We start from the raw sequence: 17,950 nt of genomic DNA, 5'->3' as shown, positions 1-17,950 counted from the left end.
TGATCTATTTGAAGCAGCAATATGCACTATTTATTTCCTGGGTCATAGCTTTATTAGCTATGTTAGGTAGTTTATATTTCAGTGAAATACAAGGATTTATACCATGTACGCTTTGTTGGTATCAAAGAATATGTATGTATCCTTTAGTCATTATTTTAGGAATCGGATCGTTCCAAAACGATTATAGCGTTAAGAAAATAGCACTTCCATTTTCAATAATTGGACTATTAATTTCAACATGGCACTACTTAGAACAAAAAGTACCTGGCTTTGCTGAAATTAAACCATGTACGCAAGGTGTTCCGTGTTCATCAGAATATATAAATATATTTGGATTCATAACAATACCGTTTTTAGCAGGAATAGCATTCTTATTAATCAGCTTGTTATTAATATTCTCTAAAAAAGATAAAGAAATTTAATGACGTAAGTCTAGACAAATTTCCATTATCAAAAATATCCCAATCCGTTAAAATTTAATTTCGGATCGGGATATTTTTTTAGTTTGAATATAAATTTTTTGAAGATTTATTTATCTTAAAATGAATTGTACATAAAACATGATTTTTTAGTAAAAAAAAGGTATAATATAGAGATGACTAATTAAGATTGGAGTGAAGATAGTGGTACAAGATATCTCAGTTGAAGACGATATAACTTTAGGTCAATTCCTAAAAAATGAAGGCGTCATTGGAACGGGTGGTCAAGCTAAATGGTTCCTCCAAGATGAAGAAGTATTAATAAATGGTGAACGTGAGATTCGTCGTGGAAAAAAATTACATGATGGTGACTTAATTGAAATTCCTTCAGAGGGCAAATTTCGTATTAACCATCAAAGTGAATAAATTATGATACTACAAAAGCTTACTTTAACTAATTACAGAAATTATGATAAATGCACACTTCAATTTAATCCAAATGTGAATATTTTGATTGGTGAGAACGCTCAAGGTAAGACGAATTTATTAGAATCTATTTATACTTTGGCATTAGCTAAAAGTCATAGGACTTCAAATGACAAAGAACTCATACAGTTTGGTGAAGAGTATGGTAAAATAGAAGGTGAACTAAGTTATCGCCATGGATCGATGCCTATTTCTTTAATCATTACGAAAAAAGGCAAAAAGGCGAAAGTCAATCATCTAGAACAGAGTCGTTTAACGCAATATATTGGCCATTTAAATGTGGTATTGTTCGCACCAGAAGATTTAAATATTGTAAAGGGTAGCCCGCAAATCAGACGACGTTTTATTGATATGGAACTCGGTCAGATGTCTGCGGTCTATTTAAATCATTTATCTAATTATCAGAGATTACTTAAACAAAAAAATCATTACCTCAAAATGTTACAAATTGGGAGAATGAAAGATCGAACAATGTTAGAAGTATTCAACGATCAATTTTCAGAAGCGGCAGCAAATGTGACTTTGAAACGTGCGCACTTTATTAGTGAATTAGAAAAGATTGCAGAAGTGATTCATCAAGGTATAACGAGTGATAAGGAAAGTTTAATGGTTCAATACGAACCTAACATTAAGCTTGCTGAAACACATCACAATGTAGCTGATTTAAAGAATGCTTTTTGTGAGTTGCTTAATGAATCTATGGATAAAGAGATTGAGCGTGGAAGTGCAAGGTTTGGACCGCATAGAGACGACATTAGTTTTCATGTTAATGATATGAATGTACAGATTTATGGTTCACAAGGACAGCAACGTACAACAGCATTATCTATAAAGCTTGCAGAGATTGAGTTAATTAATCAAGTTGTTGGAGAATATCCAATTTTATTATTAGATGATGTGTTGAGTGAACTTGATGATAAACGACAAACCCATTTATTAAGTACAATTCAAGAAAAGGTTCAAACTTTTGTTACGACAACATCTGTTGATGGAATTGAACATGAGATTATGAAAGATGCCAAGGTATTTAATGTATCTAAAGGCAACATTATTGAGTAGATGAAAGTGAAGGTGGAAATACGTGTCAGAACAAAATAACGGTACAAGTTATGGTGCAGATCAGATACAAGTATTAGAAGGTTTAGAGGCAGTCCGTAAACGCCCTGGTATGTATATTGGTTCTACAGCTGCAAGAGGTTTACATCATCTAGTTTGGGAAATTGTTGATAATAGTATTGACGAAGCTTTAGCTGGGTATGCAGATCATGTAGAACTCGTGATTGAAAAAGATAATTGGATTAAAGTAACGGATAACGGTAGAGGAATACCTGTAGATATTCAAGAGAAAATGGGTCGTCCTGCTGTAGAAGTTATATTAACCGTTCTACATGCTGGTGGTAAATTTGGCGGTGGCGGATACAAAGTATCTGGTGGTCTACATGGTGTAGGTTCATCTGTCGTAAACGCACTATCTTCTGAACTAGAAGTTTACGTTCACCTTAATAATAAAATATATCATCAAGCATACGAAAGAGGCGTACCAGCATTTGATTTAAAAGTCATTGGCGAAACAGAACATACAGGTACGACTATTCGTTTTAAAGCAGACAGTGAAATCTTCACTGAAACAACTGAATACGACTATGAAACATTACAAAAGCGTATACGTGAATTAGCATTTTTAAATAAAGGTATTCAAATTTCATTGAAAGATGAAAGAGATGAAGAGAATATTCAAGAAGATTCTTACCATTACGAAGGTGGTATTAAATCTTACGTTGAAATGTTAAATAAATCTAAAGATGTATTATATGATGAGCCAATTTATATTCACGATTCAAAAGAAGATGTAGAAGTTGAAATTGCAATTCAATATAACGGTGGTTTTGCTACAACATTACTTACGTATGCCAATAACATTCATACTTATGAAGGTGGTACACATGAGGATGGATTTAAACGTGCTTTAACACGTGTGATTAATAGCTACGGACTGAAGAACAAACTTCTTAAAGAAAACGAAGAAAAGCTTTCTGGTGAAGACGTGCGTGAAGGTATGACAGCTGTTGTATCTATCAAACATAGTGATCCTCAGTTCGAAGGTCAAACTAAGACTAAATTAGGTAATTCAGAAGTACGTCAAATTGTTGATAAACTTTTCTCTGAACTATTTGAAAGGTTCTTATTAGAAAATCCAAACGTAGCAAGAATTATTGTTGATAAAGGTGTTATGGCATCTAGAGCTCGTCTTGCTGCTAAGAAAGCAAGAGAAGTAACGAGACGTAAATCAGCTTTAGAAGTTTCAAGTTTACCCGGTAAACTTGCTGACTGTTCAAGTAAGAAGCCTGACGAATGTGAATTATATATCGTTGAGGGTGACTCTGCTGGTGGGTCTGCGAAATTAGGTAGAGACTCTAGAACACAAGCCATCTTACCTTTACGTGGTAAAATTTTGAATGTTGAAAAAGCACGCTTAGATAGAATTCTAGGCAACAATGAAATCCGTGCAATGATTACGGGTCTTGGTACAGGTATTGGTGGAGAATTTGATATTAGTAAAGCTAGATATCATAAACTAGTTATTATGACAGATGCTGACGTTGATGGTGCTCATATTAGAACGTTATTATTAACATTCTTCTATAGATTTATGAGACCACTTATTGAAGCGGGATATGTGTATATTGCACAACCACCTTTATATAAAGTCGAACAAGGTAAGAAAAAATATTACGTATTTAACGATAGAGAATTAGATAAATTAAAAGAAGAACTTAGCTCAACACCAAAATTATCTATAGCACGTTATAAAGGTCTTGGAGAGATGAATGCTGATCAATTGTGGGATACAACAATGAATCCTGAACATCGTTCAATGCTTCAAGTAACACTAACTGATGCGATAGAAGCTGACGAAACTTTTGAAATGCTTATGGGAGATGTTGTTGAGTTTCGTCGTCAATTTATTGAAGAAAATGCCGAATACGCAACGTTAGATATATAAAGCATCATTTACGATTTAAGGAGGATATGATTAATGGCTGAAATACCACAATCAAGAGTTAGTGAACGTAACATCAGTAAAGAAATGAAAGAATCATTTTTAGATTATGCAATGAGCGTAATTGTATCTCGTGCTTTACCAGATGTTAGAGACGGTTTGAAACCAGTTCATAGACGTATTTTATATGGTATGAATGATCAAGGTATGACTTCAGATAAACCATACAAAAAATCTGCACGTATTGTTGGTGACGTAATGGGTAAGTATCACCCTCATGGTGACTCATCTATTTATGAAGCAATGGTACGTATGGCACAAGACTTTAGTTATAGATATCCATTAGTAGATGGCCAAGGTAACTTTGGTTCTATGGATGGTGATGGTGCTGCTGCAATGCGTTATACAGAAGCACGTATGTCTAAAATTACAGGCGAATTATTGAGAGATATAAACAAAGATACAATTGATTTTCAAGATAACTATGATGGTAATGAAAGAGAGCCAGTAGTCTTACCTGCAAGATTTCCTAACTTATTAGTAAATGGTACTTCAGGTATAGCTGTTGGTATGGCTACAAACATTCCACCACATAACTTAAATGAGGTCATTGACGGAGTATTGGCATTAAGTCATAATCCAGAAATTACAACGAATGAGTTAATGGATATCGTTCAAGGACCTGATTTTCCAACTTCTGGTTTAATTATGGGAAGAAGCGGAATTAGACGTGCTTATGAAACAGGTCGTGGTTCCATCATAATGAGAGCTCGTTCTGAAATAGAAGTTATGAAGAACGGTAAAGAGCGTATCGTAGTAAGTGAAATTCCTTACCAAGTTAACAAAGCAAGATTAATTGAAAAAATTGCCGAGTTAGCACGTGATAAGAAAATCGAAGGTATTACAGACTTAAGAGATGAAACAAGCTTAAAAGTCGGCGTTCGTATCGTTATTGAAGTAAGAAAAGATGCTAATGCGAATGTTATTTTAAATAATTTATATAAACAAACGCCATTACAAACTTCATTTGGTGTAAATATGATTGCTTTAGTAAACGGTAAGCCTAAATTATTAGGATTACGTCCAGTACTATTCCACTATTTAGAACATCAAAAAGAAGTCGTAACAAGACGTACTAAATATAACCTTAAAAAAGCACAAGATAGAGCACATATTCTTGAAGGTTTAAGAATTGCGTTAGACCATATCGATGAAATCATTGCATTAATTCGTGAGTCACAAAGTGATTCAGAAGCTATGGATGGATTACAAAATCGCTTTAATTTATCAGAAAGACAAGCACAAGCGATATTAGATATGCGTTTACGCCGATTAACTGGATTAGAACGTGGCAAAATCGAAAATGAATATCAAGAGTTACTTAAACTGATTGAAGAGTTAATAGAGATTCTTAAAGATGAAGAAAAGTTACTTGAAATCATTAGAGAAGAAATTATTGAAATAAGAGATAAATATGGCGACAAACGTCGTACTGAAATTACTGCAGCCGGTCTTGATCAAATTGAAGATGAAGACTTAATTCCAGAAGAACAAATTGTAATTTCATTAAGTCATAATAACTATATTAAACGATTACCAGTTTCTACATATCGCTCTCAAAATAGAGGTGGTCGTGGTGTACAAGGTATGAATACTATAGAAGACGACTTTGTTAGTCAGTTAGTAACATTAAGTACGCACGATAATGTCTTATTCTTTACGAATAAAGGCCGTGTATACAAACTTAAAGGCTATGAAATTCCAGAGATGTCTAGACAGTCTAAAGGGTTACCAATTGTGAATGCTTTAGAAATAGATAAAGATGAAATGATTAGTACAATGATAGCAGTCAAAGATCTATCAAGTGAAGAAGACTTCTTAGTATTTGCTACTAAACATGGTACTGTTAAACGATCTAAACTATCTAATTTCTCTCGTATAAATAAAAATGGTAAAATCGCAATCAACTTTAAAGAAGGCGATGAACTTATAGCGGTTAGACTGACGGACGGTACTAAAGAAATTATTATTGGTACTAAACATGCTTCATTAATTAGATTTGATGAAACTAAGTTACGTCCATTAGGTAGAACAGCAGCGGGTGTAAGAGGTATTTCATTAAGAGATGGTGACGAAGTAATAGGACTAGACATCACAGATGAAGAACAACAAGATGAAATCCTGATAGTAACTGAAAAAGGTTACGGTAAACGTACATCAGCAGACCAATACCGTATCTCTAATAGAGGTGGTAAAGGTATTAAGACTGCTACCTTAAATGAGAAAAATGGTGATCTCGTATGTATCACAACAGTTGCAGGTGATGAAGACTTGATGATCGTTACAAACTCAGGCGTAATCATAAGACTTCATGTCTCAGATATTTCTCAAAACGGACGAAGCGCTCAAGGTGTTAGATTAATCCGTTTAGGCGATAACCAACACGTTGCAACAGTTGCAAAAGTTGAACCAGACGAAGAAGAAATAGCAGAAACTCCAGTAGAAGGTGTATCAGAAGAAACGGTAGATACAGAAGTTATTGAAGAAGAGAATGAAGGTAAAGAAGATTTAAGAGAAGACTTCATTGAACGAGTAAATGAAGATATCGAAGAACAAGATAATGACGAAGAATAATATATAATAATGATAAGAGGCTGAGACAATTAACTTGTCTCAGCCTCTTTTTGCATTTAAATATAGAATTTATGGTCTGTTTCTAAGACTCAAATGATTTCATAGCATATGGGATTTCATCTATAAGTTTGGATGGTGGGACGATATACATGTCTTTAGCTAATTTTTCACCGATATAGCTGTGTATATAACATGCATTTATAACCGCTTCTTCTAAATCGAATTGTCCTACGAAACTTGTGATCATGCCTGCTAATGTATCTCCCATTCCACCTGTAGCCATAGCTGGGGTACCAATTGATAATTTATATTCATGGTCTTTAAAGAACAACTCTGTACCATGCTTTTTTAATACTACAGTCGCATTTAAAGCTTCGACTGCTTCTTTATTTTTTTCATATGTTTGTTCTTCTATAGGAATATTGCTCAGTCTTTCCCATTCTTTTTGATGAGGAGTGAAGATAATTTCACATTCTGGTAAAGTATGCTTTAATTTACTCAAAATTGTAATAGCATCTCCATCAATAATTAAAGTTTGGTGTGGCTGAATATTTTGGAATAGAAATGTTAATGTATTATTCCCTTTAAAATCTAAACCGAGTCCTGGACCAATTAAAATACAGTCCGATAGTTCGATTAATTTAGATAGCTTTTTTAAATCAGTTATATCTGAAACCATTGCTTCAGGACAACGTGAATGTAAAGCAGCAAAGTTTGATGAATGTGTGGAAACAGTGATAAGACCACTACCACTAAATACACAAGCTCTTGCAGCTAACATGATTGCGCCACCTAAATTAGCGTTACCACCGATTAATAATATCCTACCATAATCCCCTTTGTGAGACTCTTGTTCTCTTTTTGGAATTGTGACAGATGAAATTGTCTTCATATTAACCCACCTTCAAATAATTGTACGACTTATTATGCCACTTAAAGTTGAAATTGAACAGTGTAATTTCTAAAACATTACAAAGAAATCACTTTAACAAGCTAATATATTAATCAATCACTGAATTACGGATGTATTAAAAACTATTGTCATAAAAATTTTGAAAGCGTATACTAAATGTAAATATAGACATTAGATATTAGACGAGATAGGAGCTTCCACATGACTGAACAGATATCGATTGGAAAGTACGCTACATTATTAACTATTACAGATGAGCAGACTGCTAAACAGCTGATGCCTCAGTGTAAAGAAATGCAATTTTTAGTAGGCAAAATTGGAACAATGTCGTTGAACAAAATTATTGCATCGGTTGAAACAGCGGCTAGAAGAGAAGGTATTATTTCAGAAAGTCATTATAGAGAAACTCATGCTTTATATCATGCAATTTTAGAAGCAGTTAATGGTATAACGAGAGGTGAATTATCTATAGGTGAAATCATGCGAACAGTTGGCTTAAGATTTGCTATTGTACGTGGTTATCCATATAAAGATGTTGGAGAAGGTGAATGGATAGCAGTTAGCTTATACGGTACAATTGGTGCACCTATCAAAGGTAAAGAACATGAAACAATCGGATTAGGTATAAATCATATATAGACATAGAAACACCTACTAGACATTAGCTATAAGAAAGGTGCAACAAATGGTTATTTGTTGTATTTTTTTGTGTCCTGAAAAGGAGTGTTTTAAATGGCTTTAGTACTAAATGGTAAAGATTTAACAATTCAAGATATTAAAGAATTTTTAAAAGAAAATGGTCAAATTACGATTTCAGAAGAAGCATTAGTAAATGTTAGAAAAAGTCGTGAAACAGTTGAAAGAATCATTAAAAATAAAGAAACGATTTATGGTATCACAACTGGATTTGGATTGTTTAGTGATGTATTAATAGAAAAAGAAAAATATAACGATTTACAAGTAAACTTAATTCGTTCACATTCATGTGGTATTGGTAAAGCATTTCCTAACGATGTGTCATTAGTCATGATGGTCTTAAGACTAAACACAATGTTAAAGGGACATTCTGGTGTTACAGAATCACTCGTGGAATTACTTGTAGAATTTATCAATCGAAGAATTATACCTGTTATACCAGAGCAAGGTTCACTAGGTGCTTCTGGAGATTTAGCACCGTTATCTCACTTAGCATTGGCATTGATTGGTGAAGGAGATGTTCAATACGAAGATGTAACGCGTAATGCTAAAGAAGTGTTACATGAAGTTGGATTAGAACCTCATTCATTACAAGCTAAAGAAGGATTAGCACTTATTAATGGGACACAAGCAATGACATCACAAGGGGTAATTGCTTATATAGAAGCAGAAAATATTGCTTACAATGCTGAATGGATTTCTTCATTAACACATCAAGCACTTAACGGTATTGTAGATGCTTATGATGAACATGTGCATATTGTGAGAAATTTTGAAGAACAAGTTGAAGTAGCCGAAAGAATGAGAGACTGGTTGGAAGGATCTAAGTTAACAACCCGTCAAGGTGAAGTTCGCGTCCAAGATGCTTATACATTAAGATGTATTCCACAAATTCATGGGGCAAGCTTCCAAGTACTTAATTACGTAAAAGAAAAATTAGAACTAGAAATGAATGCAGCTAATGACAATCCTCTTATCTTTGATAATGATGATGAAACACTTGTCATTTCAGGTGGTAACTTCCATGGTCAACCAATTGCATTTGCAGTCGATTTCTTAAAAATTGGTGTTGCAGAGTTAGCTAATGTATCAGAAAGAAGACTTGAGAGACTTGTAAACCCACAGTTGAATGGTGGTCTACCAGCTTTCTTAAGTCCAGAACCAGGATTACAAAGTGGCGCGATGATTATGCAATATGCAGCTGCTTCATTAGTATCAGAAAATAAAACGTTAGCTCATCCAGCAAGTGTAGATTCAATTCCTTCTTCAGCAAATCAAGAAGATCATGTTTCTATGGGGACTATTGGAGCAAGACACGCTTATCAAATCATTCAGAATGTAAGAAGAGTGATTTCTATAGAGTGCATCATTGCATTACAAGCTGTAGAAATCAAAGGTGTGGATAAATTATCACCTAAGACAAAAGCGAAATACGACGAACTAAGAGCAGTCGTTCCTTCCATCACACACGATAGAGTATTCCATCATGATATAGAAAAAGTTTGTGAATATTTAAGATAATTATTGAACAAACAAAGGGGTGTTATGGTGAATAATCAGGAATTAGACAACAAAGGTAAGGATATGTGGAGATTTTATGTATTTAGCTTATTAGGAATTGTGTTGTTCTTTATACCGATGGAGATTGGTGGACAGAGTACAATTTTAGTCGATCATATACATCTAGGTATACGTGGTTTACTTGGAGATTTTATGGCTTATTATGCACTCATCATTATTTTAATAGGTGCGATATTACCAATTGTACGTATGGACTTTAAGAAATCTATAACTGACTTTATATTAGTATTGTTTAAAGTTATGGGAGCAGTAATTGGGTGTATGTATGTCTTTAAGGTAGGACCGCAATTACTCTTTAAACCGGATTATGGGCCGTTTCTTTTTGATAAATTAATGTTACCACTTAGTGTACTTATACCTGTTGGTGCAATTGCTTTATCATTCTTAGTTGGTTATGGATTATTAGAATTTATCGGTGTATTGATGCAACCAATTATGAGACCAATATTTAAGACGCCTGGTAAGTCTGCCGTCGATGCAGTTGCTTCATTTGTAGGAAGTTATTCTTTAGGATTACTCATTACAAATAGAGTTTATAAAGACGGAATGTATAACAAAAAAGAAGCGGTTATTATTGCAACTGGATTTTCAACTGTATCGGCTACATTTATGGTTATCGTAGCTAATACTTTAGATTTAATGAGTATGTGGAATTTATTCTTCTGGAGTACATTGGTTATTACTTTTATTGTAACGGCAATTTCTGCACACTTACCTCCAATTTCAGGTGAGTCAGAAGCTTATTATAATAATCAACAAGGTCAAAAAGAAGTTAAAGTTAAAGGCAATTATTTTAAGGCAGCATACAGAGAAGCAAAGCTTCAATCACATCAATCATTAACATTATTTAAAAACATCATGGCAAATTTAAAAGATGGTATAGAAATGACAATGGCAATATTACCTTCAATCTTATCAATTGGATTTTTAGGATTAGTGTTAGCTAATTTTACGCCTATTATTGACTGGTTAAGTTATATATTCTATCCGTTTATATATCTGTTCCCAATCGATGATAAAGCATTATTAGCAAAAGCTTCTACAATATCAATCATAGAAATGTTCTTACCATCATTACTTGTTGTGAAAGCAGCGATAGAAGTTAAGTTTGTTACAGCTATTACAAGTATCTCAGCAATTATATTCTTCTCTGCTTTGGTACCTTGTATTTTGGCAACAGATATCAAAATTCCAATTTGGAAATTGGTAGTAATTTGGTTTATTCGTGTCGCACTCACATTATTAATTGCGATACCGTTCAGTTTATTAATTTTTTAGAAAAGGGGAAATGACAAATGTCTAGAGAAATTAAAGCTAAAAAAGGTTTAGAAATTGAATGTAAAGGTTGGGAACAAGAAGCGGTACTTAGAATGTTATATAACAATCTTGATCCTGAAGTGGCAGAACATCCTGAGAAATTAGTTGTGTATGGTGGTATTGGTAAAGCGGCTCGTAACTGGGAAAGCTTTGATGCAATTGTTGAAACGTTAAGAAGATTAGAAAGCGATGAAACAATGCTTGTACAATCAGGTAAGCCAGTAGCTGTATTCAAAACTCATGAAGAAGCACCAAGAGTATTATTATCAAACTCTGTACTTGTACCTAAATGGGCAAATTGGGAACATTTCCATGAATTAGATAAAAAAGGGCTAATGATGTATGGTCAAATGACTGCAGGTAGTTGGATTTATATCGGTTCTCAAGGTATCGTTCAAGGTACTTTTGAAACATTTGCAGAACTTGCAAATCAACATTTTGGTGGTTCATTAAAAGGTACAATCACTTTAACTGCTGGGTTAGGTGGAATGGGCGGTGCTCAACCATTAGCAGTAACAATGAATGAAGGGGTAGTAATTGGTGTAGATGTCGATCCTTCAAGAATCGAAAAGAGAATTGAGACTAGATACTGTGATATTATTACGGAATCTTTAGATGAAGCTTTAGAAAAAGCTGAAGAAGCTAAAAAAGCAGGTAAACCACTTGCAATAGGTTTAGTAGGTAATGCAGCTGAAGTACATCATGAAATCTTAAATAGAGGATTTAAAATTGATATCGTAACAGACCAAACTTCAGCACATGATCCTTTAAATGGATATGTTCCAGAAGGTTATTCATTAGAAGAAGCGGACAAATTACGAGAAAGTGATCCTAAAAAATACGTTAAATTATCTTCAGCATCTATGAAAAAACATGTCGATGCAATGTTGAAATTCCAAGAAAAAGGTTCAGTAGCTTTTGACTATGGAAATAATATTAGACAAGTAGCATTTGATGAAGGTTTAGAAAATGCTTTTGACTTCCCAGGATTTGTACCTGCTTATATTCGTCCATTGTTCTGTGAAGGTAAAGGTCCATTTAGATTTGCAGCATTAAGTGGAGATCCAAAAGATATTGAAAGAGCAGATCAACTAATGAGAGAGTTATTCCCAGAAGATGAAAAATTAATGCGTTGGTTAGATATGGCAGCTGAAAAAATCGCATTCCAAGGGTTACCTTCTAGAATTGCATGGTTAGGATATGGAGAACGTGCAAAAATGGGCTTAGCTTTAAATGAACTTGTTAGAAATGGTGAAATTTCAGCTCCAGTCGTAATTGGTCGTGACCACTTAGATTCTGGATCTGTAGCATCTCCAAACAGAGAAACAGAATCAATGAAAGACGGATCAGACGCTGTAGGTGACTGGGCAATATTAAATGCACTTGTTAATACTGCGGCAGGTGGCTCTTGGATTTCAGTTCACCATGGTGGTGGCGTAGGTATGGGTTATTCATTACATGCTGGTATGGTAGTTGTAGCAGATGGTAGTGAACGTGCTGATAGACGTCTAGGAAGAGTATTAACAACAGATCCGGGTATGGGTGTAGTAAGACATGCAGATGCAGGTTATGACATTGCAATCGATACTGCAAAAGAAAAAAATGTAGATATTCCAATGTTAAAGGAGAAAGATAACAATGAATGATATTTTAATTCAAAACATAGGCGAATTAATTTTACCAAAAAAGACTGACCGACCTCTTAAAGGTAAAGAATTAAACGAATTAACAGTAATTAAAAATGGTACTGTAGCTGTTAAAGATGGCAAAGTTATATATGCAGGAGAGCATTCTGAAGAATATGAAGCAAAAGAAGTAATAGATGCTTCAAACAAAGTTGTCTCTCCAGGTTTAATAGATGCACATACACATTTAGTGTTCGGTGGGTCTAGAGAGCATGAAATGGCGCTTAAACAACAAGGTGTGAGTTACTTAGATATATTGAAACAAGGTGGCGGTATTTTAAGTACAGTTGAATCAACGCGCAAATCAACTGAAGAAGAACTTTACAATAAATCTAAAAAAGAAATTGTTAGAATGATCCAATTTGGTACAACGACAGTTGAAGCTAAAAGCGGTTATGGATTGGATAAAGAAACAGAATTAAAACAATTAAATGTTGCGCATCAATTGGATAAAGATACACCTATCAGAATGAAGCACACGTTCCTTGGACCACACGCAGTTCCTAAAGATGCTAAAGATAATGCTACATTTTTACAAGAAATGATAGATTTATTAGATGATGTGAAAGATAAAGCTGATTTTGCAGATATATTCTGTGAAACTGGTGTATTCACAATTGAAGAATCAAGACGTTATATGAAAGCAGCAAAAGAAAAAGGATTAAAAGTTAAAATCCATGCTGATGAAATTGATCCTCTTGGTGGATTAGGACTAGCAATTGATGAAGGTGCAATTTCAGCAGACCATCTTGTCGCTTCAAGCGAAGAAGATAAAGCTGCTTTAAAAGATAGTAATACAGTTGCTGTATTATTACCTGGTACAACATTCTATTTAGGCAAAGATCAATATGCAGATGCTAGAGGGATGATTGATCAAAATGGTGCAATTGCAATTGCGACAGACTTCAATCCAGGTAGTTGTGTAACAGATAACCTTCAACTAGTGATGAGTATTGCTGCTTTAAAATTAAAGCTTACACCTAATGAAATATGGAATGCTGTTACAGTGAATGCTTCTAAAGCAATAGATGCTGATGCAGGAACTCTTGAAAAAGGCGATCAAGCTGATGTAGTCGTTTGGGATATTCCAAACCATGAATATTTACCTTATCATTACGGAGTTAATCATGCTCAAACCGTTATTATCAATGGTAAAAAAGTGTATGAAAATACAGGCTTATTAACTGAATCATAAGTATATCTTGAAAATGTGATGTCGATTTGATATATTTAGGTTAATTTAATATCCATATTGTTTAGGAATAAGTAATTTAAGACGTAATGTAAAGAGAGCTTGTGGTTGGTGGAAACAAGACATGAAACTTAAATGAATCTATCCTTTTAAGAATAACAATCGGTTTAAACCGTTATATGACTTAGAGTGCAGTCCTAGTGACTGTTAAATAGGGTGGCAACGCGTAAGCACCACGTCCCTTGTGTAACAACAAGGAACGTGGTGCTTTTTTTCTTAAACAATATTGGAATAAGAGGGAGGAAATTATTATGTTAGACATTAGGTTAATTAGATCTGAACCAGAATTCGTTAAAGACAAAGTAGCAAAAAGAGGTGATGACCCAAAAGTCATCGATGAAATTCTAGAACTTGATAAAAAACGTCGTGAGTTAATTGCTCAAACAGAAGAACTTAAATCTCGTCGTAATAAAGTAAGTGGAGAAATCGCTCAGAAAAAACGTAATAAAGAAAATGCGGATGATGTTATTTTAGAAATGCGTCAAGTTGGAGACCAAATTAAAGAAATAGATCAAACTTTAAATCAATTAAATGATGATGTTACTTATAAATTAGTTAGAATTCCTAATTTAATTAGTGACGAAACACCAGTTGGTAAAGATGAAAATGACAATGTAGAAGTTCGTAAATGGGGTACACCTAGAACATTTGATTTCGAATCTAAAGCACATTGGGATTTAGTTGAAAGCTTGAAAATGGCAGATTTCGAAAGAGCTGCTAAAGTCTCTGGTGCACGTTTCGTATTTTTAACTGGTAAAGGTGCACAACTTGAAAGAGCACTTATGAATTTCATGGTAACGATGCATACAACACAACATGGTTATACTGAAATGATGGTGCCACAACTTGTAAATGCTGATTCTATGTTTGGAACTGGTCAACTACCTAAATTTGAAGAAGATTTATTCAAAGTTGAAAAAGAAGGATTATATACAATTCCTACAGCAGAAGTACCATTAACAAATTTCTATCGTAATGAAGTACTACAAAATGAACAATTTCCTATTAAATTTACAGGGCAGTCAGCATGTTTCAGAAGTGAAGCAGGTTCAGCTGGTAGAGATACAAGAGGCTTAATTAGATTACATCAGTTTAATAAGGTAGAGATGGTAAGATATGAAAGACCTGAAGATTCATTTAAAGCATTAGAAGAGCTTACAGAGCATGCTGAGAATATCCTTAAAACGTTAGAATTACCATATAGAACAGTTAATCTATGTACAGGTGATATAGGCTTTGGAAGTACTAAAACATACGATATAGAAGTATGGTTACCAAGCTACAATGATTACAAAGAAATTAGCTCATGTTCAAATATGACTGATTTCCAAGCAAGAAGATCAAATATTAGATTTAAACGTGATAAAGATGCGAAACCTGAATATGTACACACATTAAATGGTAGTGGTTTAGCAGTTGGTCGTACATTTGCAGCAATCGTTGAAAATTATCAAAATGAAGATGGATCAATCACAGTCCCTGAAGCATTAGTACCATTTATGGGCGGACAAAAAACAATTGAATTATAATTGAATTAAAACTTTGAAAAAGGGTAATCATATATTGGTTACCTTTTTTTTAGATTTAATGCTTGAATATACTTTTTATATCTGATATACTAAGTATACAATATAAATAAAGGGAGTTTTGACACATGACTAATTTCAATTTTGACAAAGCACACAGTAGTTTAGAATTTACAGTAAAACATTTAATGGTATCTCGCGTAAAAGGTACTTTTGAAGATTATGATGTAGCAGTATCAGGAGATATAAATGATCTTTCATCATTAAAAGCAACAGTAACAATTAAATCAAACTCAATTAACACTAAAAATCCTGACCGTGACGCACATTTAAAATCAGCAGATTTCTTCAGTGCAGATGATAATCCAAACATTACGTTTGAAACAAAATCTATTAGTGAAGATTCAATCACTGGTGATTTAACAATGGCTGGTACAACTCATGAAGAAACATTCGATGTTGACTTCAATGGCGTTAGTAAAAACCCATTAAACGGTGAAACAGTTACAGGTTTCGTAGTTAACGGTAAAATTGATCGTGAAAAATATGGCGTATCATTTAACCAAGCACTAGAAACTGGTGGCGTAATGATCGGTAGAGAAGTTAAATTCGAAGCAAGTGCAGAATTCGGTTTAAGCGAATAATTTAAAATAGATCATTTAATGATTAGAGAGTTTAGGACATGAATCCTAACTCAAAATAAATAAGCATATCACGTAACTGATTTTTTACAGGTTACAGTGATATGCTTATTTTTTAAATCTTACGATTTTGTACGTGCATGCTTGCCTAGGGGTATGGTTCGAGCCTGTAGTCTCTCACGCATACTATTCCCTCAGGCGTCTGCACTATACAAAATCGTTACTAATAATCTATTTTTATAAAATCTTATGATTTTGTACGTGCATGCTTGCCTAGGGTAGGGCACGATTCTGTAGTTTCTCACGCATACTATTCCCTCAGGTGTCTGCACTATACAAAATCGTAGCTAATATTTATTTTTATAAAATCTTACGATTTTGTATGTGCATGCTTGCCTAGGGTATGGTTCGAGCCTGTAGTCTCTCACGCATACTATTCCCTCAGGCGTCCGCACTTACAAAATCGTTACTAATAATCTATTTTTATAAAATCTTATGATTTTGTACGTGCATGTTTGCCTAGGATAGGGTACAATTCTGTAGTTTCTCACTCATATTTTTACCTCAGGTGTCTTTTTTTAGGCAAGAAAGGTTATGAAAATTGATTTAATATACAATCAGGTCTTATTGCTAAAGTGCGGTATGTATGATAAAAATAAGACATATTTAAAAATAAAAAAAGAGGTAAGTCAGACTGAGGTTAGACAAACGTTAGACTAACCTGAATGGCGTTATGTAGTTTGGAGGTAGGCAATTGACCAGTTCTAGTATGACGAATAAAACTTTATTTCTTCAAGGTGTTAAAGATTGTATACCTACGATGCTTGGGTATTTTAGTGTCGCATTAGCGTTTGGAATTGTAGGTGTTTCATCAGGCTTATCTATTTTAGAAATTGCTTTGTTATCTATCTTTGTATATGCAGGTGCGGCTCAATTTATTATTTGTGCGTTAGTTGCAATTCAATCTCCTATTTCTGCTATTTTATTAACTGTATTTTTTGTTAATTCTAGAATGTTTCTTCAAAGTTTAGCGCTAGTCCCAGCGTTTAAAGGTAATGGGTTTTGGTCTAACATCGGTATAGGAACACTCGTGACAGACGAATCATTTGGTGTTGCAATAACAAATTATGCTAAAGAAAAAGCTTTAAATGCTACGTGGATGCACGGTTTAAATATTTCTGCTTATTTATTGTGGATATTGACTTCAATAATAGGTGGTTTAGTAGGAAACTTGATTCCGAAGCCTGAAGCTTTTGGTTTAGATTACGCTTTAACAGCGATGTTTATATTTTTACTCGTTGCACAGTTTGAAACAATACATAAAACCAAAGTTTTCTTTTATATAATTTTAATTGTCTTAACAACCATTTGTATGATAATTCTTACATGTTTTATGCCGACTTATTTATCTATTATTTTAGCGACGATCATTGCTTCAGTCGCAGGGGTGGTGTTTGATAAATGAGTATTTCAATGTATTTAATGCTTATTATTATGGGCTGTTTTATTTTAACATGGGTTATAAGGGTATCGCCCTTTGCATTTTTATCAAAGGTTGAATTTCCTAAAAGTGTGATTAAATGGCTGCAATATGTGCCTGTATGTTTATTTACAGCATTGATTGTTGAAGGCATGTTAAATCAAGAGGGTCATTCTGGGTTCACATTCAACTACGAAAGTATTTTCGTTGCCATTCCAACATTGATGATAGCTTTAATTTCTAGAAGTTTAACGATATCAGTTATAGCAGGAATGTTCATCATGGCGATTGTTCGATTAGTCTTTTAATTTCATTCGTT

Annotated in this window: 15 protein-coding genes and 1 other annotated feature; of the genes, 14 read left to right on the top strand and 1 reads right to left on the bottom strand. The window is 33.8% G+C overall.

What is annotated here, in order from left to right:
* The first annotated feature begins 8 nt into the window (after positions 1 to 8).
* The 5 genes from LQ608_RS08140 to gyrA all read left to right on the top strand — a co-directional run bounded on the left by LQ608_RS08140 (position 9) and on the right by gyrA (position 6,540).
* On the top strand, positions 9 to 422 hold the full coding sequence (locus tag LQ608_RS08140; protein WP_275583059.1) for a disulfide oxidoreductase: 414 nt from the start codon (positions 9 to 11) through the stop codon (positions 420 to 422).
* 192 nt (positions 423 to 614) lie between these two features.
* On the top strand, positions 615 to 845 hold the full coding sequence (gene yaaA / locus LQ608_RS08135; RefSeq protein WP_239701244.1) for a S4 domain-containing protein YaaA: 231 nt from the start codon (positions 615 to 617) through the stop codon (positions 843 to 845).
* A gap of 3 nt (positions 846 to 848) precedes the next feature.
* Positions 849 to 1,964 (top strand): DNA replication/repair protein RecF, encoded by a 1,116-nt coding sequence (gene recF / locus LQ608_RS08130; RefSeq protein WP_239751181.1) that lies wholly within the window; start codon positions 849 to 851, stop codon positions 1,962 to 1,964.
* A 22-nt stretch (positions 1,965 to 1,986) separates the two neighbouring features.
* Entirely contained in the window at positions 1,987 to 3,909 is a 1,923-nt protein-coding gene (gene gyrB / locus LQ608_RS08125; RefSeq protein WP_078357193.1) for a DNA topoisomerase (ATP-hydrolyzing) subunit B, read from the top strand.
* A 33-nt stretch (positions 3,910 to 3,942) separates the two neighbouring features.
* A complete protein-coding gene (gyrA, locus tag LQ608_RS08120; protein ID WP_239751178.1) occupies positions 3,943 to 6,540 on the top strand; it encodes a DNA gyrase subunit A in 2,598 nt (865 codons plus the stop codon).
* Between the two features lie 82 nt (positions 6,541 to 6,622).
* On the opposite strand, the gene LQ608_RS08115 is transcribed toward gyrA, so the two are convergent.
* On the bottom strand, positions 6,623 to 7,432 hold the full coding sequence (locus tag LQ608_RS08115; protein WP_078357195.1) for an NAD(P)H-hydrate dehydratase: 810 nt from the start codon (positions 7,430 to 7,432) through the stop codon (positions 6,623 to 6,625).
* A 222-nt stretch (positions 7,433 to 7,654) separates the two neighbouring features.
* Here LQ608_RS08115 and hutP point away from each other — a divergent pair, with 222 nt between their 5' ends.
* The 9 genes from hutP (at position 7,655) to LQ608_RS08070 (ending at position 17,939) form a co-directional block, all read left to right on the top strand.
* A complete protein-coding gene (gene hutP / locus LQ608_RS08110) occupies positions 7,655 to 8,092 on the top strand; it encodes a hut operon transcriptional regulator HutP (protein WP_078357196.1) in 438 nt (145 codons plus the stop codon).
* Positions 8,093 to 8,185: 93 nt separating this feature from the next.
* Positions 8,186 to 9,670, top strand: coding sequence for a histidine ammonia-lyase (gene hutH / locus LQ608_RS08105; RefSeq protein ID WP_239751176.1), 1,485 nt, complete (start codon positions 8,186 to 8,188; stop codon positions 9,668 to 9,670).
* 24 nt (positions 9,671 to 9,694) lie between these two features.
* On the top strand, positions 9,695 to 11,008 hold the full coding sequence (locus LQ608_RS08100) for a YjiH family protein (protein ID WP_239751174.1): 1,314 nt from the start codon (positions 9,695 to 9,697) through the stop codon (positions 11,006 to 11,008).
* Positions 11,009 to 11,025: 17 nt separating this feature from the next.
* Positions 11,026 to 12,693, top strand: coding sequence for a urocanate hydratase (gene hutU / locus LQ608_RS08095; protein ID WP_239751172.1), 1,668 nt, complete (start codon positions 11,026 to 11,028; stop codon positions 12,691 to 12,693).
* Entirely contained in the window at positions 12,686 to 13,927 is a 1,242-nt protein-coding gene (hutI, locus tag LQ608_RS08090; protein WP_239751171.1) for an imidazolonepropionase, read from the top strand. Before hutU ends, hutI begins: the two co-directional genes overlap by 8 nt.
* A 48-nt stretch (positions 13,928 to 13,975) precedes the next feature.
* Positions 13,976 to 14,170, top strand: a binding site (T-box leader).
* Positions 14,171 to 14,235: 65 nt separating this feature from the next.
* Positions 14,236 to 15,513, top strand: a complete 1,278-nt coding sequence (gene serS / locus LQ608_RS08085) for a serine--tRNA ligase (RefSeq protein ID WP_239751169.1) — start codon at positions 14,236 to 14,238, stop codon at positions 15,511 to 15,513.
* 125 nt (positions 15,514 to 15,638) lie between these two features.
* Positions 15,639 to 16,154, top strand: a complete 516-nt coding sequence (locus LQ608_RS08080; RefSeq protein ID WP_078357202.1) for a YceI family protein — start codon at positions 15,639 to 15,641, stop codon at positions 16,152 to 16,154.
* A gap of 766 nt (positions 16,155 to 16,920) precedes the next feature.
* Complete coding sequence (locus LQ608_RS08075) at positions 16,921 to 17,616, top strand: AzlC family ABC transporter permease (RefSeq protein ID WP_239751304.1); 696 nt, start codon at positions 16,921 to 16,923, stop codon at positions 17,614 to 17,616.
* Positions 17,613 to 17,939, top strand: a complete 327-nt coding sequence (locus tag LQ608_RS08070; RefSeq protein ID WP_239751167.1) for an AzlD domain-containing protein — start codon at positions 17,613 to 17,615, stop codon at positions 17,937 to 17,939. The genes LQ608_RS08075 and LQ608_RS08070 overlap by 4 nt, the downstream gene beginning before the upstream one ends.
* The last annotated feature ends 11 nt before the right edge of the window (positions 17,940 to 17,950 follow it).

This window comes from Mammaliicoccus sp. H-M34 (assembly GCF_022386495.1).
Classification (GTDB): Bacteria; Bacillota; Bacilli; order Staphylococcales; family Staphylococcaceae; genus Mammaliicoccus; species Mammaliicoccus fleurettii.
This window is presented reverse-complemented; position numbering and strand designations above follow the sequence as displayed.

Coding starts and splice junctions, on each gene's coding strand:
- gyrA (WP_239751178.1), top strand. CDS start 3,943: ATGGCTGAAATACCACAATCAAGAGTTAGTGAACGTAACATCAGTAAA.
- LQ608_RS08075 (WP_239751304.1), top strand. CDS start 16,921: ATGACGAATAAAACTTTATTTCTTCAAGGTGTTAAAGATTGTATACCT.
- LQ608_RS08070 (WP_239751167.1), top strand. CDS start 17,613: ATGAGTATTTCAATGTATTTAATGCTTATTATTATGGGCTGTTTTATT.
- recF (WP_239751181.1), top strand. CDS start 849: ATGATACTACAAAAGCTTACTTTAACTAATTACAGAAATTATGATAAA.
- hutU (WP_239751172.1), top strand. CDS start 11,026: ATGTCTAGAGAAATTAAAGCTAAAAAAGGTTTAGAAATTGAATGTAAA.
- LQ608_RS08100 (WP_239751174.1), top strand. CDS start 9,695: ATGGTGAATAATCAGGAATTAGACAACAAAGGTAAGGATATGTGGAGA.
- hutH (WP_239751176.1), top strand. CDS start 8,186: ATGGCTTTAGTACTAAATGGTAAAGATTTAACAATTCAAGATATTAAA.
- hutI (WP_239751171.1), top strand. CDS start 12,686: ATGAATGATATTTTAATTCAAAACATAGGCGAATTAATTTTACCAAAA.
- LQ608_RS08080 (WP_078357202.1), top strand. CDS start 15,639: ATGACTAATTTCAATTTTGACAAAGCACACAGTAGTTTAGAATTTACA.
- serS (WP_239751169.1), top strand. CDS start 14,236: ATGTTAGACATTAGGTTAATTAGATCTGAACCAGAATTCGTTAAAGAC.
- hutP (WP_078357196.1), top strand. CDS start 7,655: ATGACTGAACAGATATCGATTGGAAAGTACGCTACATTATTAACTATT.
- LQ608_RS08115 (WP_078357195.1), bottom strand. CDS start 7,432: ATGAAGACAATTTCATCTGTCACAATTCCAAAAAGAGAACAAGAGTCT.